Consider the following 25,144-nt stretch of genomic DNA (forward strand, 5'->3'; position numbering starts at 1 on the left):
TCACTCCCTCTTCGCCCGTTGCTCCCGTTGTTCCTGCGTCGTGCCCGCGCGCAACCTCGCGAGCAACGACGGTCTCCTCCCCGCACGCGGGGAGAGGCCGGTGTGGCGGACCCGCTCGGCGAGATCCGCGTAGTCCCGCGCCACGCGGTCCCAGTCGTAGTGCTGGGTCAGCCTGGTCAGCTGGAGCCTGCCGCGCTCTGCCGTCCGGTGCGGTGCCCGCTCGGCGGCGTCGAAGCACTCGGCCAGCTCCGTGGCGTCGGAGAAGTAGGCCCCGTAGGGACCGAGAACCTCCCGGTTGAAACTCACGTCGTAGGCGGAGACCGCGGTGGCCGCTCCCATGGCGCGCAGCAACGAGGGATTCGTCCCTCCCACGGAGTGTCCGTGCACGTAGGACAGTGCGTTGGCGTAGAGCTGGTCGAGAACGCGCTGGTCCCACACCGGCCCGGCGAACAGGATCCCGTCGCCCCGGGCGGCCTGTCGGCGTACCAGAGCGGTGTAGGAGTCCGCGTAGGGAGCCGCGCCCACCAGTACCAGGGGGTGACGCGCCCCGCTGGCGAGATACCCCTCCACGGCGAGGTGGATGTTGTTCTCCGGTTCGAAACGGGCCACCAGCAGGTGGTAGTGCCCGGCACGGAGTCCGTACTCGGACAGGGAGTCCGAGCCGGCCGCCCGCAGCACCGGGGCGCCGTAGGGGATGTAGTCGGTGTCGACGCCGAAACGGTGCGAATAGTAGTCCTGTATCCCGCGTGAATCGGCTATCAACGCGTCGGACCAGCGTACGGACATAGCCTCCGCCGCACGGTAGTAGTGCTTGCCCGCCCCGCCCCATTTCGCGCGCTGCCACTCGAGTCCGTCCACATGGGTGACGGTGGGAACGCCACGAGCCCGTAACAACGGCAGGAACGGCGCGTTCGCCGCGTTGAACACGAAGGCCGACTCCGGTGGGCGACGCATCCCGTGCCCCACCGACAGGGCGGTGTGGCTCAACGTCTCGAGGGACTTCCTACGCAGGGCGGGCAGGTGCACCAGCCGCATCCCCAGGTGCTCACCGGCCTCCCCCCGCGGATCATTGCCGTGTCTGCAGTACACCGTTACGTCGTGTCCCATCCGGACCAGTCGCCGTCCCACCTCCTCGACACAGGTCTCGAATCCGCCGTAGCGCGCGGGAACTCCGCGCGTGCCGAACATCGCTATGCGCATCGTCATCCATTCCCGTGTCCGTCCGGGTGGTCCCTCTCCGCGTTCGGGGCGGCGGTGAGCGGGAGTGGCCGGACGTCCGCGTGACCGCTGCCGCCGCACCGTGGGGTTCCTGTGTTCGTGTACCGACACCCTCCCCGAACGTCGCTCACGCTTTCTAGGGTGGTCCCGATTCGCCGACAGCCCTCCTCCGCCACAGCGGGGGCCGCAACCTTCCGCGAAGGAATCCCGTGCCCGACTCACGCCGTTTCCTCTGGAACTCGTCCGAGCCCCGTCCGGACACCGACAGCTGGACACTGTCCGCCTGTCTGCTGGCGTTGATCGTATCCAGCGAGTACAAGTTCCGGATCCGCGAACAGGACCAGTCCGTGGCGGGAAACCCGGACCTGTTCGTACTGTTGGAGATCGCCGTCTACGCCCTGGTCGCCGCGTGGCTGTTCCTGCGGTTCCGTCCCACGCCACGACTTCGCACCGCGCACTGGACCACGCTGGCCACCTACGGTTACGTGGCGAGCCTGTGTCTGTCCACGGCCTACACGCCGTACCCGGAGATGGCGCTGGTGCGTTCGTGGCAGATGGTCGTCCTGCTCGCCCTGACACGTGCGGTGGTCCGGCACACCGGTCGTCCGACGATGCACCGTTTCGCACACGCCTACTGCGTTCTGGTCACCGCCTCCGTGGTGTTCGGAGTGCTGGTTCCGTTCCCCCGGCGCGAGAGCCAGCCGGACCGGTTCACCTGGTTGTACCTGCACCCCGTCACGGCGGGCCAGTTCCTGGCCATCGCGGTTGTCGTCCTGCTCGCCTACCTGCTCGGCAGCAGGCACGGTCACGGGGGAGCCCGGTGGCCGTTCCCGGTGTATCTCGGCATGCTCCTCGTCTGTGCGGGAGGCCTGATGGCCACCAACACCCGTGGAGCGGCCTTCGGCGCGGCCCTGGGGTCGTTGGCCGCCCTGTGGATCCGGTGGCGCGGGGCACGTCGTGTGGAGATCGCGGCCTTCCTCTCCGTGGGGATGCTGGCGGTGTTCCTGCTGGCGGCGCCCGCGATCGTCGCGTTCTTCACCCGTGGTCACTCGACGACGCGGCTGCTGACCCTCAACTCCCGGACGGAGCTGTGGGGATACGCCCTCGAGGAATTCGCCACCAGACCGCTCTACGGACACGGCCAGAGCGCCACCCGTGGTCTGTTCCTGGACGAGATCGGACTCGGAGGCGGGCACAACGCCGTGGTCAACCTGCTGGTGAACTCCGGCCTGGTCGGGCTGGCCGCGTGGTCGGCCCTGGTGGTCGGGATCTTCGTCAACACGGCACGCTCGGCGCGTTCCTCCCCCGGCTCCCATCCGGAGCGGATACTCGTCCACTCCCTGCTGATCGGTATGCTGGCCAACTCGATGTTCGCGGAGTCGCTCGGCGCTCCGACGAACGTGGCGGCCGTGTGGCTGTTCGTGCTCGCGGCCTGGGCGGAGATGCTTCGCTTCCCGGGCGACGGGCGCGGCACCGGGGAACGGACCGGCAGGACGTCTCCCCCCGTACGCCGCCGTCTCCCGGTCGGTTCCCCCGTGCGGGCCGGCCGAGGCGGAGCCTAGACACGTGCCCCACGGAGACGAGGTCGGAAGGTGGTCATGGTTCGTCCTGTCCTGTTCGTCCACCCCTCGGCGGAGCTGTACGGCTCCGACCGGATGTTCCTGGAGTCGGTGCGCGCGTTGACCGAGGCGGGGCGTGTCGTCCTGGTGGTGCTGCCCACGGGCGGACCCTTGGTCCGACGACTGCACGCGGCGGGGGCACGAGTGCTGTGCTGTCGCACTCCCGTGCTCCGCAAAAGCGCCCTGCGGCCACGCGGACTGCTCACCGTGCTGCGTGACTGTCTGCTCGGCGTGCTTCCCGCACTGCGGCTGCTGCTGCGGTACCGACCCGAGACGGTCTACGTGAACACGGTGACCGTTCCGCTGTGGCCGCCGCTGGCCCGGCTGCTGGGCCACCGGGTGGTGGCCCACGTGCACGAGGCGGAACAGGACGCCCCGTTGCCCGTGCGACTCGGTCTGAACGCCCCCCTGCTGTGGTGCCACACGGTGTTGGTCAACAGCCACGCCGCGAAGGAGGTGCTCTCGGACAGTCTGCCGGTGCTGCGTGAGGAACGCGTCCGGGTGCTGCGCAACGGTGTGCAGGGACCCCCACGGACTCCGGAACCGCCGCCTTCGGAGCGGAGGCCACGCCGGCTCCTCGTGGTGGGCAGGCTCTCCCCCCGCAAGGGCACCGACGTCGCCGTGCGTGCGGTGGCGCTGCTCCGCGCCCGGGGATATCGGGTGAGCCTGGACCTGGTGGGCTCGACGTTTCCCGGTTACGAGTGGTTCGAACGGGAGCTGGAGGAGCTGGTGCGCCGGCACGGTCTCGAACACGTCGTGACCACGCACGGCTTCACCGACGACGTGTGGGCCCACTACGCCGCCGCCGACATGGTCCTGGTCCCCTCGCGTACGGAGCCGTTCGGCAACACCGCCGTGGAAGCACAGCTGGCGATGCGTCCGGTGATCGTCACCGACGCCCAGGGACTGCCCGAAACCGTCGACCGGGGTCGAAGGGGCCACGTGGTCTCCGCCGACGATCCGCGTGCCCTGGCCGACCGGACGGCGGAGCTGCTCGACGACTGGGAGGCCACGACCGCGCTGGCCCGCTCCGCCCGCACCGAGGCGGCTGAGCTGTTCTCCCCGCGACGTTATCGCCACCGTGTTCGGCGAGTGGTCGGTGTGGACGAAGGAACACGGAAGTTCCCGTGAACCCGTCCCTCCGACAGCGGTCGGAGTCCCCTCAGGGCGTTCGGCCGTTCTCAGCAGCGGGGCGGAAGAACACACTAGTAGGCTCCCTGCCTGCCCAGCACGGCACGCACCGTCTTCCAGAGGATCATCGCGTCCAGGGTCAACGACCAGTTCTCGACGTAACGCAGGTCGAGGCGCACGCTCTCGGACCAGGAGAGGTCGCTGCGACCGCTGACCTGCCACAGCCCCGTCATTCCCGGCCGCACCAGGAAACGCCTGCGCATTTCCGGTTCGTAGCGGGCGGCTTCCCCCGGCAGCGAGGGACGGGGGCCGACCAGGGACATCTCCCCGCGCAGGACGTTGACCAACTGGGGAAGCTCGTCCAACGAGTAGCCGCGCAGCCAGCTCCCGACAGCGGTGGTCCTGGGGTCGTCACGGAGTTTGAAGAGCGGTCCGGCTCCCTCGTCGTGGGTGAGTTCCTCTCGGAGGGAGTCGGCTCCTTCGACCATGGTGCGGAACTTCAGCATCACGAACGGCTCGCCGTGATGGCCGACCCTGCGTTGCCGGTACAGCACGGGGCCGGCGCTGTCCGCCTTGACGCAGGCGGCGATCACCCCCAGCACGGGGGACAACAACACCAGCAGGGCCAGTGCTCCCATCCTGTCCACCAGGGACTTCACGAACAACCGGGGTCCGGTGAAGACCGGCTCGCTCAGCCGTAGCAGCGGCATACCGAGCACTTCCGAGACGTGCACCCGGGGACCCGCGATGTCCATCAGCATGGGGGCCACCACCATCTCGGTGGGGGTTCCCTCCAGGTCCCAACACAGCCGCTGCATCCTGGTGCGGGTCCAGTACCGGTCGGCGCTGATCATCACCACCCGGTAACCACCGAGCCGCGCCTTCGTGGCCACGTCCTCGAATCCCCCGACCACGGGCACCGAGTCGATCCGGTCCGGGGCCCGGCCGTCGCCGGACCTTCCCGAGGTGCACACGGCACGTATCTGCCAACCGAGGTGTGACTCGCGGCGGGTCCGCGCTATCAGGTCCTCCAGGGCGTCCGGATGTCCCGCGGCGATCACCGGAAGCAGGCAGGAACCGGCGGCCCTGTACCGGTGCAGTATCTTGCGCAGCGTGTAGCGCTGTAACAGGCACAGCAGCGCCGTGCAGGGCAGCACGCCGAAGATCCAGTCACGCAGTGACGTGGCCCCGGAGGCCACAGCCGCGAAGGCCAGGACCACGGCCGTGGTCAACAGTGCTCGGCCCAGTCTGCGGAACTCCTCGGTCCCCTGACCGAGAATCCGCTGGTCCCAGGAGGGAACCAGTGGAATCACCAACGCGACGGCCACCGCGACGACGAGGAGCAGCCCCCGACTTCCCCCGGGACGGTCGAGTAACACGGCCCCGCCGCCCACGCACAGCAACGCGGCGCTCGTGTCGCTTCCCGCCACCGCGAGTCGGTACAGCCGTTCCCATCGCATCCCCCCTGTTGCGGTCGGTCCGCTGCCGTCCCCCCCGTCGTCCTCGTCAGCAGTCTCGTGCCGGAAGGACGGGGTGTCGTGCGGTTCTTCGGTGTCCTCCCACGGCCGTGGCCGAGACATCCGCATACGAACTCCACTCATCCATGACACGCCGCCGACGACCCGAGCGCGCAGCGCCGTTCCGTCGCCGGAGTGAACCGAGATCCCGTCCCCATTTTTCGAAGCTTTTTCATGTCGCGTTACAGCGCACGAACGCACCACTGAACCGGAGAAAAACCTGGTCACACCACCCGTAAAAACCTTCGGGAAAATCGTTCCGAATTCGGAACGAACAGATAACAATTCGCCATTTTTCGCTCAAGTTCCCCACGAGCGAACCCGACAGGGAGACCGAACGAAGCACCGTCCGACGACCCGAACACCTGCCGCCCGACGGAGTACGGGAGGAATGTCGCCGTTCTCCCGCTGGTTGTACGTTCCGGCAACACAACCGAGACGGGATGGACACGTGCGACACTTCGATCTGATCATCATCGGCACCGGTTCGGGCAACGCGATCCTGGACGACCGGTTCTCCGACTGGGACGTGGCCGTCGTGGAGAAGGGCGTCGGCAGCGCCTCCTCCTATGGGGGGACATGCCTGAACGTCGGGTGCATACCGACCAAGATGTTCGTGCACACCGCCGACGTGGCCGAGTCCCCCTCCGCCGGGCAGACACTCGGTGTCGGCCTGCGTCGCACCGAGGTGCGCTGGGAGGAGATCCGGGACCGCATCTTCGGACGTATCGACACGATCGCCGAGAGCGGTCGGCGTTTCCGGGCGGAGCAGAACCCGAACGTGACCCTCTACGAGGGCGTGGCCAGGTTCACCGGAGTGCGCCGGCTCGTGGTCGACACCGACGCCGGTCAGGAGACCATCAGCGCCGACCGTGTGGTGGTGGCGGCGGGAGGTCGCCCCCTCATCCCCGACATCCCCGGTATCGGCGACGTCGACTACCACACCAGCGACAGCGTGATGCGTCTCGAACGGCTCCCCGAGAGCATGATCATCCTGGGGACGGGTTTCATCGGAGCCGAGTTCGCGCACATCTTCTCGTCACTGGGGGTGAACGTGACGATGGTCGGTCGCTCCGGGAGGGTACTGCGCGGGGAGGACGTGGACGTCTCGGAACGCTTCACCGAAACGGCCGCTCGTCGGTGGGACCTGCGCCTCAACCGCACCCAGACGAAGGTCGCCCCGAGCGGGGACGGCGTCGAACTCGTGTTGGAAGGACCGGACGGCACCGAGACCGTACACGCCCAGACCCTGCTGGTGGCCACCGGAAGACGACCCAACTCCGATCTGCTCGACACCGCCGCGGGCGGGATCGCCACCGCCGAGAACGGCAAGGTCCGGGTGGACTCCACACAGCGAACCTCGGTGGAGGGCGTGTGGGCACTCGGCGACATCAGCAGCGAGCACGAACTCAAACACGTCGCCAACCACGAGGAACGGGTGGTCCAGCACAACCTGCTGCACCCGGACGATCCGGTCGAAAGCGACCACAGGTTCGTCCCGCACGCGGTGTTCACCGCACCGCAGATAGCCTCGGTCGGCCTCACCGAACAGCAGGCGCGGGAACGGGGAGTCACCTACACCAGCTCGGTACAGGACTACGCGGGCATCGCCTACGGATGGGCCATGGAGGATCGGACCGGCTTCGCCAAGCTGCTGGCCGATCCCGCCTCCGGGCGGTTGTTGGGTGCCCACATCATCGGGCCCCAGGCCCCCACCCTGATCCAACCACTGGTGCAGGCGATGTCCTTCGGACTCGACGCCCGCTCCCTGCCCCGGGGACAGTACTGGATACACCCGGCCATGCCCGAGTTGGTGGAGAACGCCCTGCTCGGGTTGGAGCTGGACTGACGGGGACGGCACGAGACCGCGTCCCTCCCGTCGTCCGTCGTCCCTGACACGCGGGCGGAGCCCGCCGGCGACGTCCTCGCCTTCGAGGGCTCCGCTCCGTGCGCGAGTGCGCCCCTCACGGGCTTCGCCCGCACGCGCCGCGCTTCAGACGGTGCGTGGACGTCCGGCGAACACTCCGAGCAGCCCCTGGGCGGTGAGCACGCCGATGAGCACGAGCAGGGAAGCCTGCCAGGATCCGGTCGCGGTGTGCAGCATCCCGAACAGGAAGGGGCCCGTGGAGGCGATCAGGTACCCCACGCTCTGGGCCATTCCGGACAGCCTGCTCGTCTCGGCCGCGTTGCGGGTACGCAACGAGATCAGCACCAGTGCCAGGGGAAAGGCGCTCATACCGATGCCGATCAACAGGGACCAGAGCAGCGGGGCCGCCAGCGGAGCCACCAGCACACCCAGAAAACCCGTTATCGCCGTGGCGGCCAGTCCCACCGTCCACACGGACTGTCCCTCGGTCCTGGTGACCAGCGGTGGCAGCACCATGCTGACGGGCACGCCGATCAACAGCACCAGTCCGACCAGCGCTCCCGCCGTCGAGGCGCTGGTCCCGGCGGACTTGAACACCTCGGGCAGCCATCCCATGATCACGTAGGCCACCAGGGACTGCAGGCCGAAGTAGCCGGTCACCGCCCACGCGAGCGGACTGCGCAGCAGTGACTTGCCCGACTCCGCCGAGCTGTCGGGAGCGCTCGGTGCCGCGTTGCTCCCGCGTCCGCGACTGGCCGGAACCCAGACCGCGAAGGCGGCCAGCGCCAGCACGGCCCAGGTGGCCAGCGCCAGTCGCCATCCCCCCAACTCGGCACGCAGCCACGGGGTGAAGGCGGACCCGGCGGAACCACCGGCGGCCATGGCCGTGGTGTAGAGCCCGGTGGCCATGCCCACCCGGTTCGGGAAGGACTCCTTGACGACCACCGGAATGAGCACGTTGCACATCGCGATGGCGGCACAGGCGACCACCGTTCCGGCCAGCACCGTGGTGGCCGCCCCCGTGACTCGCAGCACCATCGCCGCCGTCAGCAGTCCGAGCGCCACTCCGACGACGCGCTGCATCCCCCAGCGGCGCGCCAGCACGGGAGCGCTGATCCCGGCGACCCCGAAGCACAGGGTCGGCACCGAGGTCAGCATGCTGGCCCAAGTGGCACTCGCCCCGAGCGACTCCCGCACACCCCCCAGGATCGAGGACAGACTGGTGACGGCGGGACGCATGTTCGCGGCGGCCAGCGCCACCCCCGCCAGCAGCAGGCCACCGCCCACGGCGGAGACGCGGCCGTCCCCCACGGTCTCGGTCCTGCGTTCATTGGCTTGCGAAGTCGCATCGTTTCTGGGGTGGCCCACCGTGGAACTGGCATCCTGAACGGTCAGCCGGTCGGAAACGGCTTCTGTATGCGACTCGTAAGACATCGCGTACTAGTATCGCAAACGTAGGATGTTTGGATGAAAGGACCACCCTGTGCCTTTGGTCACGACCACACGGACCGGCCTGGTGGAACAGGTCATCGCCCAGATGCGCCAGCTCGTCGCCTCGGGGGAATGGCCGATCGGACAACGGATTCCTCCGGAAGCGGAACTCGTGCAGGCCCTCGGTGTCGGCAGGAACACGGTGCGCGAGGCCGTCCGGGCACTGGCCCACGCGGGACTGCTCGAAGTGCGCCAGGGCGACGGGACCTTCGTGCGGGCCACCAGCGAGATATCGGGGGCGGTCGGCAAGCTCTGCACCACGGAGCTGCGTCAGGTCCTCGAAGTACGCCGGGCCCTGGAGGTCGAAAGCGCGCGCCTGGCCGCCACGGCACGCACCGACACCGACGTGGCCGAGCTGGAGGTGGCCCTGCGGGAACGGGACGCGGCCATCGGCGAACGCGACCCGGAGAGGGTGGCCCACACCGACAGCAGTTTCCACCTCCGGCTGGTCCAGGCCTCGCACAACCCGGTGCTCATACAGCTCTACCAGGGCATCAGCGAGGCGGTGCTCTCCAGCGTCGCCACCACCTTCGACCCCACGGTGCCCCCGGAGCGCACCGTGTCACACACGGAGCTGTTCGAAGCCGTCCGTGACGGGAATCCGGAACTCGCCGCCGCCGAGGCGGGAGGATTCCTCGACGAGCTGTTGGCGGACGTCGAAGGACTCCCGGAAACCGACACCTCCGCCCCGCGAACCTGAACCGAGTCACGCGGGCATCGGGGCGAACGGCCGGACACGTGTTTCCCCGGTCCGCACACGTGTCCCACCCGCGCGCACGAGCCGGGAGTCCGGAAACGGTTCCGCGCAGGGCACGGGTGGCCGACACGTGCTCGCGGGGCCTTGCCCGAGCACGGGACACGTGGCCGGTCGCCGCTCGACGAGCCCCGAGACTGTGCGACACCGGCTGCCGCGACCGGAGCCTTCCGGCCCGTCGGCGGAGCACACCGGCCGTGGCTTCAGGAACCGCTCCGAGGAGTTTCCGCGCACACCGGATGCGTGGACAGCCTCGGCAGTCCCCTGGGGACCCCCTCGTCCAGTAAGCGCAGGAGCGCCACGGTGTCCAGATGCCGCTCGACCATGTCACCGAGGGCGTCGAGCTGTCCGGCACGCAGCTCGGCGAACGAGGTGTCCGGGGAGCACCGGAAACCCTCCCGTCCCGCCCGCCCGGCGGCCCACCGGAGGAACTCCCGGCGGAACTCGTCGTTCTCGAACAGCCCGTGCCAATGCGTTCCGGCCACGGAACCCTGCAACGCCCCCTCGGGTTCGTCCTGCCCGGAACGGACGAGCGCGGGAACGTCCCCCCGGCGCCGCACCCGCCCGTGGTGGATCTCGTAGCCGGTCACCGGATGCTCCAGGGCGGTTCCCACCGGATTGCCGAGGGTCTTCTCGGCGGCGAACTCGACGTCGAAGTCCAGCAGCCCCAACCCCGACACCTCACCACCGGCGGACTCGACGTGATCGACGATACGGCCGGCCAGCATCTGGTAACCACCGCAGATCCCCACCACCGGCCGTCCCGAGGCGGCGTGGGCCAGTACCGCCTCGGCCAACCCGGTCTCCCGCAACCACTCCAGGTCGGCGACGGTGGACTTGGAACCGGGCAGCACCACCAGATCCGTGTCCGTCAACCGGGAGGGTTCCGTGACGAACCGGACCGAGACACCCGGTTCGGCGGCCAACGCCTCCACGTCGGTGGCGTTGGAGATCCGCGGCAACCGGGGAACGGCCACGCGCAGCCACTGGCTTCCCCACGGCGGAGCGGGACGGCCCACCACCCCGTCGGCCACGTAGGACAACGAGTCCTCCGCGTCCAGCCACAGCTCCTCGTCCCACGGCAGCACCCCGTGGACACGTCTGCCGGTCAACTGTCGCAGTCGCTCCAGGCCGGGGGAGAGCAGCTCCCGTTCACCCCGGAACTTGTTCACCACGAAACCGGAGACCAGGGCCTGGTCCGCCGGGTCCAGCAGGGCCAGCGTCCCGAAGAACTGGGCGAAGACCCCACCCCGGTCTATGTCGCCCACCACCAGAACGGGCAACCCGGCGGCCCGTGCCAACCCCATGTTGGCGATGTCGTGCTCACGCAGGTTGATCTCGGCCGGAGAACCGGCCCCCTCACAGATCACGTAGTCGTACTCGGCACGCAGTCCGTCCAGGGTCTCGGTGACCGTGTGCAGCAGCTCCGCCTTGCGCTGCCGGTACGACAGGGCGGTCGTCGTCCCGTCCACCCGCCCCAGCACCACGACCTGCGAACTGCGGTCGCTGCCCGGTTTGAGCAGGACCGGGTTGAACCGCACGTCCGGTTCCACCCCGGACGCGGCCGCCTGCACGGCCTGGGCCCGACCTATCTCCCCGCCGGAGGCCGTGACCACGGAGTTGTTGGACATGTTCTGGGCCTTGAACGGGGCCACACGGGCTCCCCGGCGTGCCAGCCAGCGACAGAGCGCCGCCACCAGCACACTCTTGCCCGCGTCCGACGTCGTCCCGGCAACCAGCAGCGAATGCACGTCCGCTTTCATACCCCACAGCCGTGCGCCGCCGGGGCCGCCCCGCCCGGGCAGTGCCGTCCCTCACACCCGGGACGGCACACAGCCGGACGGGACGGCCGGGGCGGGCGCTCAGGGGCGTGTGAGGATCTCGTTGCCGTCCTCGGTGATCAGAATGGTGTGCTCGAACTGGGCGGTCCAGCTCTTGTCCCTGGTCGTGACGGTCCAGCCGTCCTCCCACACGTCGTACTCGTGGGTGCCCAGGGTGATCATCGGTTCGATGGTGAACGTCATCCCCGGCTCGATGAGAGTCTGCACCGAGGGGTCGTCGTAGTGCAGCACCACCAGACCACTGTGGAAGGAACGACCGATGCCGTGTCCGGTGAAGTCCCGTACCACCCCGTAGCCGAAACGCTTGGCGTAGGACTCGATGACCCGTCCGATCACGTTGAGCTGCCGCCCCGGCTGGGCCGCGCGGATGGCCCGCATCGTCGCCTCGTGGGTACGTTCGACCAGCAGCCGGGCCTCCTCGGACACCTCCCCGGCCAGGAAGGTCGCGTTGTTGTCCCCGTGCACGCCGTGGACGTAACCGGTCACGTCGACGTTGACGATGTCACCGTCCTCGATCACGGTGGAGTCCGGGATGCCGTGGCATATCACCTCGTTCAGCGAGGTGCAGCACGACTTGGGAAAGCCCCGGTAACCGAGCGTGGAGGGATAGACCCCGTTGTCCACGAAGAACTCGTGCACCACCGCGTCGATGTGGTCGGTGGTGATCCCCGGCCGAATGACCTTGCCCGCCTCCTCCAGGGCCTGTGCGGCCAGCTTTCCCGCCACACGCATGGCGTCGATCACTTCCGGGGGCTGCACGTCCGGATCGGTGTTGGGGCGCGGAGCGGGCTTGTCCACGTACTCGGGCCGCTCGATGGTCGGGGGGACCGGACGGCGCGGGGTCTGCTGTCCTGGCTGCAACGGGCTTCGTACCGGCATACCCTCACTCTAGAACGTCGTCACCGGACGAAGCCGCAGGCAGGGGCGCACAACCCCCGCAACGACCAATTCCCGACCACAGGGCCCCACGCTCGTCCCCGGTCTCAGAAGCTCTCCTCGACGATCCCGTCGGAATAACTGCCGGGGGAGACGGTGACCAAGCCGGCACGCCTGGCCGCCCGCAGCACGGTCGGCTCGTAGGAGACGAAGGCGCGCACTCCCTCCTCCGCGCGGCAGGCCGAGGCCAGATGGATGGCGTCCGTGTGACTCAGCGGGGAGTCCAGGGTGCTGGCCATGTCCAGCACCTCCTCGCCGACGGGCAACTGGTCGATCTTGGAGACCACGATCGAGGCCAGGTTCTCGGCCGCGGGTCCGGCGGCCCGAAAACCACGCACGATCTCCACCCTGGACACGGCACTCGTCGCCCGGGGCTGTTCCCAGTTGTTACGGACCCACCTGCTCAGCGCCGGGCTCTCCGGCTCCGCCGCGATCAGCTTCCTCAACGCCGAGGAATCGAAGTAGATCACGCGCTCTCCCGTCGACGACAACACGGTGTGCACACCCGAACGAGGTGTGCGACAAGCTAACACACCGGGCTCAGGACACACGCCGCAGAAAGTCCCGTGTCACGGACACCGCACGCTCGGAACTGTCGGCGTCGGTGAGCAGCACGGCGAAGGAGAGGTCCCCCCGGTATCCGGCGAACCAGCCGTGAGCCCGGTCCCCGTCACCGAACTGTGCCGTCCCCGTCTTGCCACGGACCTCCCCCAGACCGGAGAGCTCGGTGGCCGTCCCGGAGCGGACCACCTCCCGCATCATCGCACGCAACTGACGCAGCGCCGTCCCGGAAGGCGCCTGCTCCGCGGCCCTGTTGACCTCGGTCTCGGCTCCCTCGATCAACGTCGGCGTGGGCATCTCCCCGTTGGCCACCGTGGCACAGGCCAGCGCCATGCCGAACGGACTGGCGAGCACCTTTCCCTGGCCTATGCCGTTGACGGCTCGGGTCACCTCGTCCTCGGAGGTCGGGACCTCCCCGGTGACCGTCGTGATCCCGGGGATGACGAAGTCCGCCCCGATCCCCAGTTTCTCGGCCGCCTCGGGCAACGCCTCGGCCGGCATGTCCGAGGCCAGCTGGGCGAACGTGGTGTTACAGGACTCGGCGAACGCCTTCCGCAGTGGCACCCGCCCGAGGTCGAAGTGGTGCGAGTTGGGCAACGTCTTGCCGTTGAACGTCCTCTCCGCCGGACAGGCGACGACGTCGTCGATGCCGACCCTGTCCCGTTCCAGGGCCGCGAGCGCGGTGGCCGTCTTGAACGTCGAGCCGGGAGGATAGCGCCCGGTCAAGGCGAGCGGGCCCTTGTCGTCGGCGGCGGCGTTCTGGGCCACGGCGAGTATCTCCCCGTCGGACGGACGCATCGCCACGATCATCCCGGCCTTGTCGACCGGGTCGACCGCCCGCTCCGCGGCACGCTGCACCCGGTCGCTCAACGTGGTGGTGAGCGCTTCGGTCGGTTCGGGACGGACACGGTGCAGCGTCTCGACCTCCGCACCCGAGGCGTTCCTGGTGAACACCCGCCAACCGGCCTTTCCGTTGAGCCGGTCCTTCCTCGCCTCCGCTATCGCGGGCAGCACCTGGGATCCGTAGTCCTTCTCGGAGGCGACCAACTCGGTACTGTCCGGGAAACGCACGCCGGGCAACTCGTAGATGTCCGGTTTCACACGCTGGTAGTCCGCCCAGCGCAGTGTGACCACCGTGTAAGCCCGGTTCTCCTCCACCTCCCGGGCACCGGACAGGATGTCCTGCTCGGTCACCGTCGGTGCCACGGGCCGCAGTCCCTCGGCCAGGGACCCGGCCACGGAAGCAAGCTCGTCGGCCTGCCCGGGAACCAGGGTGACCCGAACCAGTCGCTCGGGCCCCATCATCCGGGTGCCGTCCCGTCCGAGGATCGGAGCGGGGGTGGCGGGATCGAGTTCGTAGTGCAGGCTCTGCCGCGCCTGTAGCTCGGGATGCACCGCCGAGGGTTGCCACCGCACCTTCCAGGTGTCGTCCTGTCGGCGCAGCCGCAGCTCGCCCTCGTACTCCCACACGCGACCGGAACCGAAGTCCCAGGACATGTCGAAGGTCGCCTCGGCCGAGGCACCGGACTCACCGGTGCTGACCTCCGTCACCGAAGCGCTGGCTCCCTCGGGGGAGAGGTTCTTCCTGGTTCGTGCCAGGAACTTCCGGGCCGTCTCGGGTTTGTCCGTCCACCGGGCCGCCGCCGTGTTCTCCCCCGCGGCGAAGGCGTTCACATACGACTGGGCGGTGTCCTCGGCCGAGGGGCCCGAATCGAACACCCCGCAGGAGGAGAGGGGGACGACGAGAAGCAGACCGGCCAGGAGGCTGACGGATCGAGCTGTAGACACACCCGCAGTATGCCGAACAACGTCACGGCCGTGATCCACCGCTCGCACACCGGGCTCTTCCCCGCCGTCCCCTCCCCGCCCGGCACTCCGCTGAGCGGGGACGACACGACGGCGTCACCGGAATCCTGTGCCGGGAATCACAGCCTCCGAGCGGAACGGCTTCGGAACGGTCCGCGGGGCCGTCCCGCACGACCCGTCCCGGTGGCCGCTCAGGGAGTGAGCACGAGCCTGATCGGGGTGTCACCACCCCGCTGCAGCCGTTCGATCGCCGCCCCGGCCTCGCTCAACGGCATCGTGTCACTGACGGAACGGGAGAGGTCCAGCCGACGGTGTCGGGTCAGTTCCACGAGTTGCTCCACATGGGCGGGGGACGAGCCGTAGTGCCCCCGAAGCTGCTGCTTGGCGAAGGAGAAACGAACACCGTCGGTGATCGTCAGCGGTTCGGGGGTCAGCCCCACCAGAGTCAGCTTCCCCTGCGGGGCCAGACACTCGGCGGCCTGTTCCCGCACGGCGGGCACCCCGGCGAAGTCGAAGGCCGCGTCCAGACCGTGTCCTCCCGTGGCGGCCCCGACCCGCCGGGGCAGCTCCGGATCCCCCGGATCGAACACAGCGTCGGCCCCGAAGTCGAGCGCACGCGCACGTGCCGACTCCAGAGGGTCGACGGCGACGATCGGCGCCGCCCCGACCAGACGCAGCAGCTGGATTCCGTGGGCCCCGAGTCCGCCGACTCCCCACACTCCGACCGGCTGGGCGGGGCGCACGTCCGCCGTGCTGACCAGGGCCGCCCAGGGGGTCGACACCGCGTCCGGAACGATCGCCGCCTGTTCGAGGGGCAGCTCGTCGGGGACGGACACCAGGGTGTGGTGGGTGGCCAGTGCGTACTCCGCCCATCCTCCGTCGTAGTCCACCCCGCGCGTCCGCGCGCTCAGACAGGGTTCGGTGTAGCGCACGCAGCGGGCACACCGCCCACAGCGTTCTCCCGCCTGCAACAGCACGCGCGCGCCCGGTTTCCAACCCTCCGGCACCCCGGGTCCCAACGCGTCGATCTCCCCGGCGACCTCGTGTCCGAGCGTCACCGCGCTTTCCTCCAGAAACCGTGGTCGCAGACTTCCTTCGACCAGATGCACGTCGGACAGGCACACTCCGGCCGCGCGCACTCTGACGCGGACCTCGCCGTGGCCGGGTTCGGGAACGGGGATCTCTTCGAGGGCGAATCGAGCCGTGTCGACGTTCAGGCGCCCGGCGAGCATGGTTGCCGTCATGGACACGATTCTGCCCCGTGTCCCGCCCTCCGGCGCGGTCCGGCGCTCCGGGCGAGCTCACGGTCCTCACTTTCGAGGGGAAAGTCACAACAGCACGGTGCTGAACGTCCCACCACGGCGGAATCCTATGCGCTCGTAGGCTCTGCGCGCGGGTGTGTTGTAGTCGTTGACGTACAGGCTGGCCACACGTCCCATGTGACGTACCAGATGGTCAGCCACGGCGGCGGTTCCCGCCGCACCGAGTCCGTTGCCACGCCACCGGGGATGCACCCAGACCCCCTGGATCTGGCCCACCGTGCTGGAGAGCGCCCCGATCTCGGCCTTGAACACGACCCGTCCGTCCTCGAAACGGGCGAAGGCACGACCTCCGGCTATCAGGTCGGCGATCCGCGCCCGGTAGTTGCCCGCTCCCGTCCCACCGAGCGGATCCACCCCCACTTCCTCCCGGAACATGGCCACGGCCGCCGGAAGGTAGTGGTCCAGTTCGCAGGAACGGACCCGGCGTACCGCCGGATCCGGCCACCGCTCGGGGACTTCGGTCAGCACCAGCAGGGGTTGCTCGGCACGCACCTCCCGCGCCGGCCCCCAGTGAGCGGCCAGCTCCTCCCACAGGGACATCACCTGTTCCGCGGGCCCGACCAGGGAGGAGGACACGCGCCCTCGCCGCCGCGCCCGGTCGGCGAAGGCGCGCATGGCGTCACGACCACCACGGAGCGGAATGAGGTTCGGTCCCGAGTAGCAGACTCCCTCCGGACCGTCACCGTAGCCCCACAGCTCACCACCCAGGTAGGTCGGGTTCACCCGGGCGGCCTCGATCCGGGACAGCACCATACAGGCCGCCACCGGATCCGTTTCCAGCAACGTGCGGACGTTGTCCACGTCCCGTCCCTGCAACAGTCGCGCGCCCGCGAGCTTGAGCACGGCCCAAGCTTGCCAGACCCTCTTGGTCGTCGCCGCACGACACCGGGGCGACGTGAGGCATCCCGCACCGGTGATCACCCGTTCGGGCGTCTCGGTGGCTCCTCAGCTCACCGTGACAGTGGGCTCCCCGGAGACCTCGCCCTCCATCTCCTCGGCGATACGACCGGCCTCCTCGATGAGGGTCTCCACGATCTGACTCTCGGGGACGGTCTTGATGACCTCTCCCTTGACGAAGATCTGCCCCTTGCCGTTGCCGGAGGCCACTCCCAGGTCGGCCTCCCTGGCCTCGCCCGGCCCGTTGACCACGCAGCCCATCACGGCCACCCGCAGCGGCACCTCCATGCCCTCCAGGCCCGCGGTCACCTCGTCGGCCAACCTGTAGACGTCGACCTGGGCACGACCGCAGGAGGGGCAGGACACGATCTCCAGCTTGCGCGGGCGCAGATTCAACGACTGCAGGATCTGCGTGCCCACCTTGACCTCCTCCACGGGAGGAGCCGACAGCGACACCCTGATCGTGTCCCCGATCCCCTGCCGCAGCAGGGCACCGAAGGCCACCGCCGACTTGACCGTCCCCTGGAAGGCGGGGCCGGCCTCGGTGACCCCGAGGTGCAGCGGATAGTCACACCGCTCGGCGAGGATCTCGTAGGCCCGCACCATCACCACGGGATCGTGGTGCTTCACCGAGATCTTGACGTCGTGGAAGTCGTGCTCGGCGAACAGCCCGGCCTCCCACAACGCCGACTCCGCCAGGGCCTCGGGAACGGCCTTGCCGTACTTCTCCATCATCCGCGGATCCAACGAACCGGCGTTGACCCCGATGCGGATGGGGGTTCCGGTGTCCTTGGCCGCCTTGGCGATCTCCTTGACCTTGTCGTCGAACTTGCGGATGTTGCCCGGGTTGACCCGCACCCCGGCACAGCCGGCCTCGATGGCGGCGAAGACGTACTTGGGTTGGAAATGGATGTCGGCGATGACCGGTATCTGGGACTTCTGGGCGATGATCGGCAACGCCTCGGCATCGTCGGCACTCGGGCACGCCACCCGCACGATGTCGCAGCCCGAGGCGGTCAGCTCGGCGATCTGCTGCAGCGTGCCGTTGATGTCCGTCGTGTTCGTGGTGGTCATCGTCTGAACCGAAATCGGGTGGTCACTGCCCACACCGACCGATCCGACCTGCAACTGCCGGGTCTTGCGCCGCTCGGCGAGCACCGGTTCGGGCGCGGCGGGCATACCCAGATCGACGGTCATCGCGTCCTCTCCACTTTCGGAATGCGGATTGAATTGTCGGTTCCGCTGGCTGGCGGGACGTACCGGAAACCCCGGCGGACCCGGTCCGTCGACCACGATACCGGCAGCCGCCCCGGCACTCAGGACGGGAACCAGCCCGTCCCCACGGCCTTCCCGCGCCACGCGCGGGCCCCGGCGCCGGGAAACCGGCGGGGACCCCCAGGGGCTCAGGTCAGGGTGACCGGATTCACGATGTCGGCGACCAACACCAACAGGGAGTAGGCGATGAAGACCAGGGTGACCCCGTAGGCCAGCGGCATCAGCTTCGCCGTGTCGAAGGGGCCGGGATCGGGGCGACGCGTCAGCCTGGCGACCTTGCGCCGCAACGACTCCCAGAGCGCACCGGCTATGTGTCCACCGTCCAGCGGCAGGATCGGCAACATGTTGATCAGGAACAACGAGAGGTTCACGGCGGCGAGCAACTGCACCATGGCGATCAGCCGCGCCCCGACCGAGAACTCGTCGTAGGAGAGCACCTCACCGCCGAGACGACTGGCTCCGACCACCCCGACCGGCGAGTCGGCGGAACGTTCCTGACCGCCGATCGCGGCGACCAGGTCCGGAACCTTGCTGGGAAGCTCCACGACCTTCTGCGCCGTCATGCCGATCATGGACCCGATCCGGCCCGCCACCTCACCGGCACTCTGCCGGACCAGATGTTCGTTCGGCGTGACCCCGAGGAAACCGACCTCGACGTAGCCCTCCCGGTTCCCGAGCCTCGGCTGGGTGTTCTGGATCAGCTCCGGGTTCAGGGTGACCATCCGCCCGTCCCGCTCCACGAGCACGCTCACGGTCCCCGAGGAGTCCCGGATCGAGGTCCGCAGCTCCTGCCAGGAGTCGACCCGCTCACCGTCGAAACGCACGATCCTGTCCCCGGGCCGGAAGCCCGCTTCGGCGGCCGGGGACATCGGGGCGTCCTCCGGACACCCCCGGACCTGCTCGTCGGCGGCCACCACGCACTGGCTGACCGAGGAGACCGTGGTGGTCGGCTGGGCCACCCCGTAGGTCATCAACACGGTCGCGAAGATCCCGACCGCCAGGATCAGGTTCATGAACGGGCCCGCGGCCATGACGATGATCCGCTTCCAGGGGCTGCGCTGGTAGAACTGCCGATGCGAGTCCTCGGGGCGCACCTCCTCGGCCACGGCCTGGCGTGCGTCCTCGACCATGGCGCGCCAGGGAGCCGAGGACGCGGTCCTGCCGTACTCCTCTTCCTTCTTGGGCGGGAACATCCCGATCATCCGGATGTAACCGCCGAAGGGGACCGCCTTGACCCCGTACTCGGTCTCCCCCCTCTTCCTGGAGAAGATCGTCCGGCCGAAACCGACCATGTACTGCGTCACCTTGACACCGAACATCTTCGCCGTGGCCAGGTGACCGAGTTCGTGCCAAGCGATCGAGAACAGCAGTCCGAGGAAGAAGATCAGGATGCCGAGCACGACAAGCATCAATGCGCTCTTTCCATACCGGCGAGTTCGCGGGCCCGGACCCGGGCCCACTCCTCGGCTTCGAACACCTCGTCAACGCTGGTGGGATCGGTGCGCCACGCGTCGGCCTCGGCCAACACCGCCTCCACGGTTCGCACGATACTGGTGAAACGGCTGCCGCCCGCGACGAACGCCTGTACCGCCTCCTCGTTCGCCGCATTGTATACGGCGGGCAGGCACCCGCCCTCCTTTCCGACGTGACGGGCCAGGCCGACCGCGGGAAACGCCACATCGTCCAACGGCTCGAAGGTCCAGCAGGCGGCCTGGTCGAAGGTGAGCCGCGGGGCGACCCCCTCCACCCGTTCGGGCCATCCCAGTCCCAGGGCGATCGGCAGTCGCATGTCCGGCGGGCTCGCCTGGGCGATGGTCGCCCCGTCCTGGTAGGTGACCATCGAGTGCACGATCGACTGCGGATGCACGACCACGTCGATGCGATCGTAGTCCACCGCGAACAACAGGTGTGCCTCGATCAGTTCGAGACTCTTGTTCACCATCGTAGCCGAGTTGATGGTGACCACCGTACCCATAGACCAGGTGGGATGGGCCATGGCCTGTTCGACGGTGACGTCGTGCAGACTCTCCGGGGACCACCCCCGGAACGGCCCTCCCGAGGCCGTCAGAACCAGCCGGCGCACCTCCTCCGCCGTTCCCGCACGCAGGCACTGCGCCAGGGCGGAGTGCTCCGAGTCCACCGGGGTGATCTGTCCCGGCCGGGCCGCGCGCAGCACCAACGGCCCGCCCGCGATCAACGACTCCTTGTTCGCAAGCGCCAGCCGAGCCCCGGATTCCAGGGCGGCCAGGGTGGGGCGCAGCCCCCGTGAGCCGTCCATACCGTTGAGCACCACCTGGGCCTCGGTATGGCGCACCAACTCGGCGGCGGCCTCCGGGCCCGCGAACAACCGCGGCACGCGGAACTCGCCCCGCGCGTAGCCGCGACGTTGTGCCTCGGCGTAGAACGCGAGCTGCACGTCCTCCACCGCCGTCGCCCGCGCCACGGCCACCGCCTCGACCCCGAACTCGAGGGCCTGGGCGGCCAACGCGCCGGGATCGTTACCCCCGGCGGCGATCCCGAGCACCCGGAACCGTCCCGGAGCAGCGCGGATCACCTCCAGCGCCTGGGTTCCGATCGAGCCGGTCGACCCCAGCAGGGTCACCGTACGCGGCGAGTCGGAGTCGTTTTCCTGCCTGTTCGAACCGGGTTGGGCGGAGACCATCGTGCTCATTATTACCCACGCCCTCCCGGCACGGATCCGCGGCCGAGTCGGTCCGTGTCCCGGCGCACCGGGCTCCCCGCCGCGCACGGCGCCAACGGTCCGGCCCGCCGTGTCGCCCCGGTGTGCGAGGATGGGCGCGCATCGGCGGCTTCGCGTGCTGCGCGGCCTGCTCGGCCGGCGGCGGGACCGCACACGTCGCCTGGTGCTAAGGAATCGGCGTCCGCGGTTTCACCCGAATCCGCGCCCGGGCACAGGAGGGAACGTGGCAAGCACGGAACTGGACAGGACCCATCACGAACAGGCGCCGACCCAGGCAGTCGACCCCGCCGAGGAACCGTCGGTCGAATGGGGCTGGCACGGTTCGTTCCCGAAGGGCATCCAGATCGCCGGCTGGTTCAGCACGTTCGCGATGGTGATGATGCTCATCGGCAATCACCAGGGAATACTCAGCGGCGGAGGCGAATTCATCAGTGCCGACATCTGGCTGATCGCCATCGCCGCAGTGATGGCGGTCGGGCTGCTCTACGACCTGCACAGGCGCAGGCACTCCTGGCGGCGGTGAACCTCTCCGCGCGAGACGGTCGTGGAGCTCGGGACGGCGCGGTGTCGTCCCGAGCCCTGCCCCCTCAACCGTTCTCGGCGGCCAGCTGCCCGCAGGCGGCCGCGATCTCCTGACCCCGGGTGTCCCGCACGGTGCAGGAGACCCCGGCCTCGCGCACCCGCCGCACGAACTCCCGCTCCACGGGCTTCGGACTGGCGTCCCACTTGCTACCCGGAGTGGGGTTCAACGGGATGACGTTCACGTGCGCGAACTTGCCGAGTCGCTTGTGCAGCAGCTTCCCGAGCAGGTCGGCGCGCCACGGGTGGTCGTTCATCTCCCGGATCAACGCGTACTCCACGGAGACACGCCTGCCGGTGTGCTCGGCGTAGCCCCGGGCCGCGTCGAGCACCTCCTCCACCTTCCAGCGGTTGTTGACCGGAACCAGGGTGTCGCGCAACTCGTCGTCCGGCGCGTGCAGTGAGACCGCGAGAGTCACCTGCAGCCCCTCCTCGGTCATTCGCCGGATCGCCGGAGCCAGTCCGACCGTGGAGACGGTGACCGAACGTTGCGCGAGCCCGAGTCCCTCCGGGGCGGGATCGCAGATGCGATGCACCGCCTCCATGACCCTCCGGTAGTTGGCCAGCGGCTCGCCCATGCCCATGAAGACGACGTTGGACAGCCTGCCCGGCCCACCGGGAAGGTCCCCGTCCCGCATCATCGCCGCCGACAGCCGCACCTGGTCGACGATCTCGGCGGTGGAGAGGTTACGTTGCAGCCCTCCCTGCCCGGTGGCACAGAAGGGGCAGGCCATCCCACAGCCCGCCTGGCTGGAGACGCACACGGTGGCGCGATCCGGGTAACGCATGAGCACGCTTTCGAGCGTGGTGCCGTCATGGGCCCGCCAGAGCGTCTTGCGGGTCCACCCCTCGTCCGTGTCGAGGTTGTGCACCGTCGTCAGCAGCGTGGGCAACAGCTCCTGGCCCAGCCGCTGCCTGCTCGCGGCGGGCACATCGCTCATGCTCTCCACGTCGGAGGTGAGTCTGCCGAAATAGTGCTGCGCGAGCTGACGCGCGCGGAACGGCTTCTCCCCCAGTTCCGCGACGGCCGCACGGCGCTGCTCCCCGGAGAGGTCGGCGAGATGCCTGGGGGGCATGCCCCGCTTCGGGGCATCGAAGACAAGAGGAAGGGACTTCGAACTCATAACGTCACCATTGTCCCACGGACTCACCGGGGGAAACGCGGCGGCCGCACGCGCACCGCCCCAACGGCGCGGGAACGACCACGGACACGGTCGGCTCGGCGGGCCGACCGTGGGATTCGGCCCACGGGTGAGGGACGCACGGGCGGAGACCTCTTATGGTGAAGTCATGACTGGCACGGTCGAGCGCCACTCGGCTTCCGTGGAGGACTACGTACGGACGATCTACGGACTCAGCGAACGCGGCGCGGCGGTCACCAACACGACGCTGACCAACCGTCTCGGGCTGAGTCCCTCCTCGGTGTCGAGCATGATCACCAAACTCGCGCAACTGGGCCTGGTCACTCACGAGCGGTACCGCAGTGTGGAGCTGACGGAACAGGGGCGCAGACTCGCCTGCGACGTGCTGCGCCGGCACAGACTGCTGGAGCAGTTCCTCGTCGAGGTTCTCGACTACACGTGGGACGAGGTGCACCAGGAGGCCGACGCGTTGGAGCACGCCGTCTCCGACGAACTCGTCGAGCACATAGCCAGCAAGCTCGGCCATCCCACCCACGACCCGCACGGCGACCCGATCCCCACGGCGGACGGAGTGGTGGAGAAGCCGACCACCAAGCTGCTCGACCAGCTCGAACCCGGAACGGTCGGAACCATAGCCAGGGTCTGGGACACGGACTCCGACCTGCTCCGCTACCTCACCGAGCACGCCCTGACACTGGGCAGCCGCATCGAGGTCGTCGAACGCAAACCGTTCGGAGGCCCCCTGGTGGTCCGAGTGGGCGAGGCTGAGGAGACCGAAACCCATTTCCTCGGGTCGGAGATCGCGCAGGCGCTGTCCATAACCGTACAGCACTGACTTTTCCGCGAAACGGAAAACGGTGACCGTTCGGGAGAACTTTCCACTAGTCGTCGGTCTAGGCGGACTCCCGAGTGTTCCTGCCACCGGGAATCTCGCGGACGTCCCGTTCGACGGAACCGTCCCCCTCCTCCGGCGAGGATTCCACACGGTGTTGCGCTCCGAGCACGGCGAGTAACAGATCGAAACGGCTGTCGGTGAGACGAATCACCACATAGGCGAATCCGAACAACCCGGCCAGCACGAAACCGGAAACCCAGAGCAGACCGGCTCCCTGCACCAGCAGCACGACGGCCACGGCCAACGCCAGACCGGAGGTGAATCCCGTGGCCCGCGCCAGAGCCACCCTGATGGACAACGTGCGGTAAAGCGGATGGTTCCTGCGTAAGTCCCGTAGCACCCGCGCGCGCTCAGCGCGGTCCATCCGGCCGACCTCCTCCAGGTCCGCCGCGATCGACCTACCGAATCCCCCAGTAATCAACATCTCGCTCCTGCCACCCGAACCGGTTCCCTCCGAAACTCCGGTCTCGTCCCGACAATCCACTCGAACACAAGTCGATCATGGAAATCCACGGACGACAAGGCGGCATTCGGGGGAGATTCCTCCACGAATCGGCTTCCGCCGAGCGTCCGACAGAACTCCGGGATTCCCCACGCCCGGGAAAACGGGGAACATTCTCGGACGGTGTCCGAACGAACACCGTACGCGGAATTCGACGGGCCCGGAAACCGGTCACGGACCGTCGGTCCCTTCCCGGCTCCCTCGCGCACACGGCACCGTGCCCACAGAGCGGGCGGGGTCAGGCCGGAAGCAACCAGAACAGCGTGCTCCAGGCCACCACGGCGGAAGGCAGCAACGAGTCCATCCGGTCCATGAGGCCGCCGTGCCCCGGCAGCAGGGTGCCCATGTCCTTGATGGCCAGATCACGTTTGATCAGCGACTCCATCAGGTCCCCGAGAGTCGAGCTGCACACGATCGCCGCCCCGAAGAACGCTCCCACCCACCAGGGGCCTCCGAGCAGCAGCGGCACCGACAGCACTCCGGCCACCAGTCCGGCCAGCAGTGAACCCGCGAATCCCTCCCAGGACTTGTTGGGACTCACCCGGGGTGCCATGGGGTGGCGCCCGAAGAACACGCCCGAGGCGTAGCCCCCCGTGTCCGAGGCGACCACACCGATCAGGAAACACAACCCCCGGAACCCACCGTCGGCAGGCAGCACCAGCATCGCGGCGAAAGCGGCGAACATCGACACGTAGGCGCTGGTGAACACCGAAGCCGTGACGTCCCGGAGATATCCGGGCACCCCCAGCCGGACGCGCCAGCCCAGACATCCCAGGGTCGTGATGGCGAAGGCCACCAGTACGCCGGACAGCCCGAACGGCCACGACAACCAGATCATGGCCTGGCCCCCCAGCAGAACCGGTGGCAACGCCAGTCGGACACCCGCGCCCCGTCGAAGCGCCCCCGCCAGCTCGACGGTGGAAAGAGCGCAGGCCAGCGCCACGATGCCGATGAACGACTGACGATAGGTCAGCAGGGCGGTAACCACGCCCGCGCCCAGCAACAAGCCGACCGCCAGCGCGGCGGGCAGGTTCCTGCCCGCTCGGGAAGGACGTGCGGCTCCGTCCGGCACATCGGTCGACATTCCGGA

21 protein-coding genes are annotated in these 25,144 nt (G+C 68.7%); 6 read left to right on the forward strand and 15 right to left on the reverse strand.

Annotated elements, in window-relative coordinates; translation table 11 throughout:
• Nucleotides 1-1,206: a DUF1972 domain-containing protein gene (locus tag ACTMO_RS0111405; RefSeq protein WP_019854828.1), complete on the reverse strand. Its 1,206-nt coding sequence runs from the start codon at nt 1,204-1,206 to the stop codon at nt 1-3.
• 221 nt (nt 1,207-1,427) lie between these two features.
• Here ACTMO_RS0111405 and ACTMO_RS0111410 point away from each other — a divergent pair, with 221 nt between their 5' ends.
• Nucleotides 1,428-2,780: an O-antigen ligase family protein gene (locus tag ACTMO_RS0111410; RefSeq protein WP_019854829.1), complete on the forward strand. Its 1,353-nt coding sequence runs from the start codon at nt 1,428-1,430 to the stop codon at nt 2,778-2,780.
• Nucleotides 2,781-2,816: 36 nt separating this feature from the next.
• Nucleotides 2,817-3,968 (forward strand): glycosyltransferase, encoded by a 1,152-nt coding sequence (locus tag ACTMO_RS20945; RefSeq protein ID WP_019854830.1) that lies wholly within the window; start codon nt 2,817-2,819, stop codon nt 3,966-3,968.
• A 74-nt stretch (nt 3,969-4,042) separates the two neighbouring features.
• Here the strand turns inward: ACTMO_RS20945 and ACTMO_RS0111420 are convergent, their stop codons facing one another.
• The gene (locus ACTMO_RS0111420; protein ID WP_019854831.1) at nt 4,043-5,428 is read right to left on the reverse strand and encodes a sugar transferase; all 1,386 of its coding nucleotides are present in this window, start codon (nt 5,426-5,428) and stop codon (nt 4,043-4,045) included.
• 508 nt (nt 5,429-5,936) lie between these two features.
• Between ACTMO_RS0111420 and ACTMO_RS0111425 the strand changes: the two genes are divergently transcribed.
• The gene (locus ACTMO_RS0111425) at nt 5,937-7,334 is read left to right on the forward strand and encodes a mycothione reductase (protein ID WP_019854832.1); all 1,398 of its coding nucleotides are present in this window, start codon (nt 5,937-5,939) and stop codon (nt 7,332-7,334) included.
• Between the two features lie 144 nt (nt 7,335-7,478).
• On the opposite strand, the gene ACTMO_RS0111430 is transcribed toward ACTMO_RS0111425, so the two are convergent.
• Complete coding sequence (locus ACTMO_RS0111430) at nt 7,479-8,663, reverse strand: CynX/NimT family MFS transporter (RefSeq protein WP_019854833.1); 1,185 nt, start codon at nt 8,661-8,663, stop codon at nt 7,479-7,481.
• Between the two features lie 172 nt (nt 8,664-8,835).
• Between ACTMO_RS0111430 and ACTMO_RS0111435 the strand changes: the two genes are divergently transcribed.
• Nucleotides 8,836-9,543, forward strand: a complete 708-nt coding sequence (locus ACTMO_RS0111435) for a FadR/GntR family transcriptional regulator (RefSeq protein WP_026449119.1) — start codon at nt 8,836-8,838, stop codon at nt 9,541-9,543.
• Between the two features lie 257 nt (nt 9,544-9,800).
• Here ACTMO_RS0111435 and ACTMO_RS0111440 read toward each other — a convergent pair whose 3' ends face one another.
• From ACTMO_RS0111440 to dxr, 9 genes are all read right to left on the reverse strand, one after another.
• Entirely contained in the window at nt 9,801-11,348 is a 1,548-nt protein-coding gene (locus ACTMO_RS0111440) for a cobyric acid synthase (protein WP_051099075.1), read from the reverse strand.
• 111 nt (nt 11,349-11,459) lie between these two features.
• A complete protein-coding gene (gene map, locus ACTMO_RS0111445; RefSeq protein WP_026449120.1) occupies nt 11,460-12,317 on the reverse strand; it encodes a type I methionyl aminopeptidase in 858 nt (285 codons plus the stop codon).
• 104 nt (nt 12,318-12,421) lie between these two features.
• Nucleotides 12,422-12,844: a type II toxin-antitoxin system VapC family toxin gene (locus ACTMO_RS0111450; RefSeq protein WP_019854837.1), complete on the reverse strand. Its 423-nt coding sequence runs from the start codon at nt 12,842-12,844 to the stop codon at nt 12,422-12,424.
• Between the two features lie 70 nt (nt 12,845-12,914).
• On the reverse strand, nt 12,915-14,723 hold the full coding sequence (locus ACTMO_RS0111455; RefSeq protein WP_026449121.1) for a penicillin-binding transpeptidase domain-containing protein: 1,809 nt from the start codon (nt 14,721-14,723) through the stop codon (nt 12,915-12,917).
• A 209-nt stretch (nt 14,724-14,932) separates the two neighbouring features.
• Nucleotides 14,933-15,985 carry a zinc-binding dehydrogenase gene (locus ACTMO_RS0111460; RefSeq protein ID WP_019854839.1) on the reverse strand — a complete coding sequence of 351 codons (1,053 nt, stop codon included), beginning with the start codon at nt 15,983-15,985 and terminating at the stop codon, nt 14,933-14,935.
• An 84-nt stretch (nt 15,986-16,069) separates the two neighbouring features.
• Nucleotides 16,070-16,906, reverse strand: coding sequence for a GNAT family N-acetyltransferase (locus ACTMO_RS0111465; RefSeq protein WP_019854840.1), 837 nt, complete (start codon nt 16,904-16,906; stop codon nt 16,070-16,072).
• Between the two features lie 102 nt (nt 16,907-17,008).
• Complete coding sequence (gene ispG / locus ACTMO_RS0111470; protein WP_019854841.1) at nt 17,009-18,157, reverse strand: flavodoxin-dependent (E)-4-hydroxy-3-methylbut-2-enyl-diphosphate synthase; 1,149 nt, start codon at nt 18,155-18,157, stop codon at nt 17,009-17,011.
• 206 nt (nt 18,158-18,363) lie between these two features.
• A complete protein-coding gene (locus ACTMO_RS0111475) occupies nt 18,364-19,644 on the reverse strand; it encodes a M50 family metallopeptidase (RefSeq protein ID WP_019854842.1) in 1,281 nt (426 codons plus the stop codon).
• Nucleotides 19,644-20,906 carry a 1-deoxy-D-xylulose-5-phosphate reductoisomerase gene (dxr, locus tag ACTMO_RS0111480; protein WP_019854843.1) on the reverse strand — a complete coding sequence of 421 codons (1,263 nt, stop codon included), beginning with the start codon at nt 20,904-20,906 and terminating at the stop codon, nt 19,644-19,646. The genes ACTMO_RS0111475 and dxr overlap by 1 nt, the downstream gene beginning before the upstream one ends.
• Before the next feature lie 253 nt (nt 20,907-21,159).
• Here dxr and ACTMO_RS0111485 point away from each other — a divergent pair, with 253 nt between their 5' ends.
• Nucleotides 21,160-21,459, forward strand: coding sequence for a DUF2631 domain-containing protein (locus ACTMO_RS0111485; RefSeq protein WP_019854844.1), 300 nt, complete (start codon nt 21,160-21,162; stop codon nt 21,457-21,459).
• A gap of 64 nt (nt 21,460-21,523) precedes the next feature.
• On the opposite strand, the gene rlmN is transcribed toward ACTMO_RS0111485, so the two are convergent.
• Nucleotides 21,524-22,639: a dual-specificity RNA methyltransferase RlmN gene (gene rlmN, locus ACTMO_RS0111490; RefSeq protein WP_033401535.1), complete on the reverse strand. Its 1,116-nt coding sequence runs from the start codon at nt 22,637-22,639 to the stop codon at nt 21,524-21,526.
• 166 nt (nt 22,640-22,805) lie between these two features.
• Between rlmN and ACTMO_RS0111495 the strand changes: the two genes are divergently transcribed.
• Nucleotides 22,806-23,492, forward strand: a complete 687-nt coding sequence (locus tag ACTMO_RS0111495) for a metal-dependent transcriptional regulator (RefSeq protein ID WP_019854846.1) — start codon at nt 22,806-22,808, stop codon at nt 23,490-23,492.
• A gap of 58 nt (nt 23,493-23,550) precedes the next feature.
• Here the strand turns inward: ACTMO_RS0111495 and ACTMO_RS20950 are convergent, their stop codons facing one another.
• Nucleotides 23,551-23,976, reverse strand: coding sequence for a hypothetical protein (locus ACTMO_RS20950; RefSeq protein WP_033401898.1), 426 nt, complete (start codon nt 23,974-23,976; stop codon nt 23,551-23,553).
• A 316-nt stretch (nt 23,977-24,292) separates the two neighbouring features.
• A complete protein-coding gene (locus ACTMO_RS0111505) occupies nt 24,293-25,138 on the reverse strand; it encodes a phosphatidate cytidylyltransferase (RefSeq protein WP_019854848.1) in 846 nt (281 codons plus the stop codon).
• Nucleotides 25,139-25,144 lie beyond the last annotated feature (6 nt).

The sequence above is a fragment of the Actinopolyspora mortivallis DSM 44261 genome (assembly GCF_000384035.1).
GTDB classification, from domain to species: Bacteria; Actinomycetota; Actinomycetes; order Mycobacteriales; family Pseudonocardiaceae; genus Actinopolyspora; species Actinopolyspora mortivallis.

Coding starts and splice junctions, on each gene's coding strand:
- ACTMO_RS0111405 (WP_019854828.1), bottom strand. CDS start 1,206: ATGACGATGCGCATAGCGATGTTCGGCACGCGCGGAGTTCCCGCGCGC.
- ACTMO_RS20945 (WP_019854830.1), top strand. CDS start 2,817: ATGGTTCGTCCTGTCCTGTTCGTCCACCCCTCGGCGGAGCTGTACGGC.
- ACTMO_RS0111420 (WP_019854831.1), bottom strand. CDS start 5,428: ATGCGATGGGAACGGCTGTACCGACTCGCGGTGGCGGGAAGCGACACG.
- map (WP_026449120.1), bottom strand. CDS start 12,317: ATGCCGGTACGAAGCCCGTTGCAGCCAGGACAGCAGACCCCGCGCCGT.
- ACTMO_RS0111460 (WP_019854839.1), bottom strand. CDS start 15,985: ATGACGGCAACCATGCTCGCCGGGCGCCTGAACGTCGACACGGCTCGA.
- ispG (WP_019854841.1), bottom strand. CDS start 18,157: ATGACCGTCGATCTGGGTATGCCCGCCGCGCCCGAACCGGTGCTCGCC.
- ACTMO_RS0111475 (WP_019854842.1), bottom strand. CDS start 19,644: ATGCTTGTCGTGCTCGGCATCCTGATCTTCTTCCTCGGACTGCTGTTC.
- dxr (WP_019854843.1), bottom strand. CDS start 20,906: ATGAGCACGATGGTCTCCGCCCAACCCGGTTCGAACAGGCAGGAAAAC.
- rlmN (WP_033401535.1), bottom strand. CDS start 22,639: ATGAGTTCGAAGTCCCTTCCTCTTGTCTTCGATGCCCCGAAGCGGGGC.
- ACTMO_RS0111495 (WP_019854846.1), top strand. CDS start 22,806: ATGACTGGCACGGTCGAGCGCCACTCGGCTTCCGTGGAGGACTACGTA.
- ACTMO_RS20950 (WP_033401898.1), bottom strand. CDS start 23,976: ATGTTGATTACTGGGGGATTCGGTAGGTCGATCGCGGCGGACCTGGAG.
- ACTMO_RS0111505 (WP_019854848.1), bottom strand. CDS start 25,138: ATGTCGACCGATGTGCCGGACGGAGCCGCACGTCCTTCCCGAGCGGGC.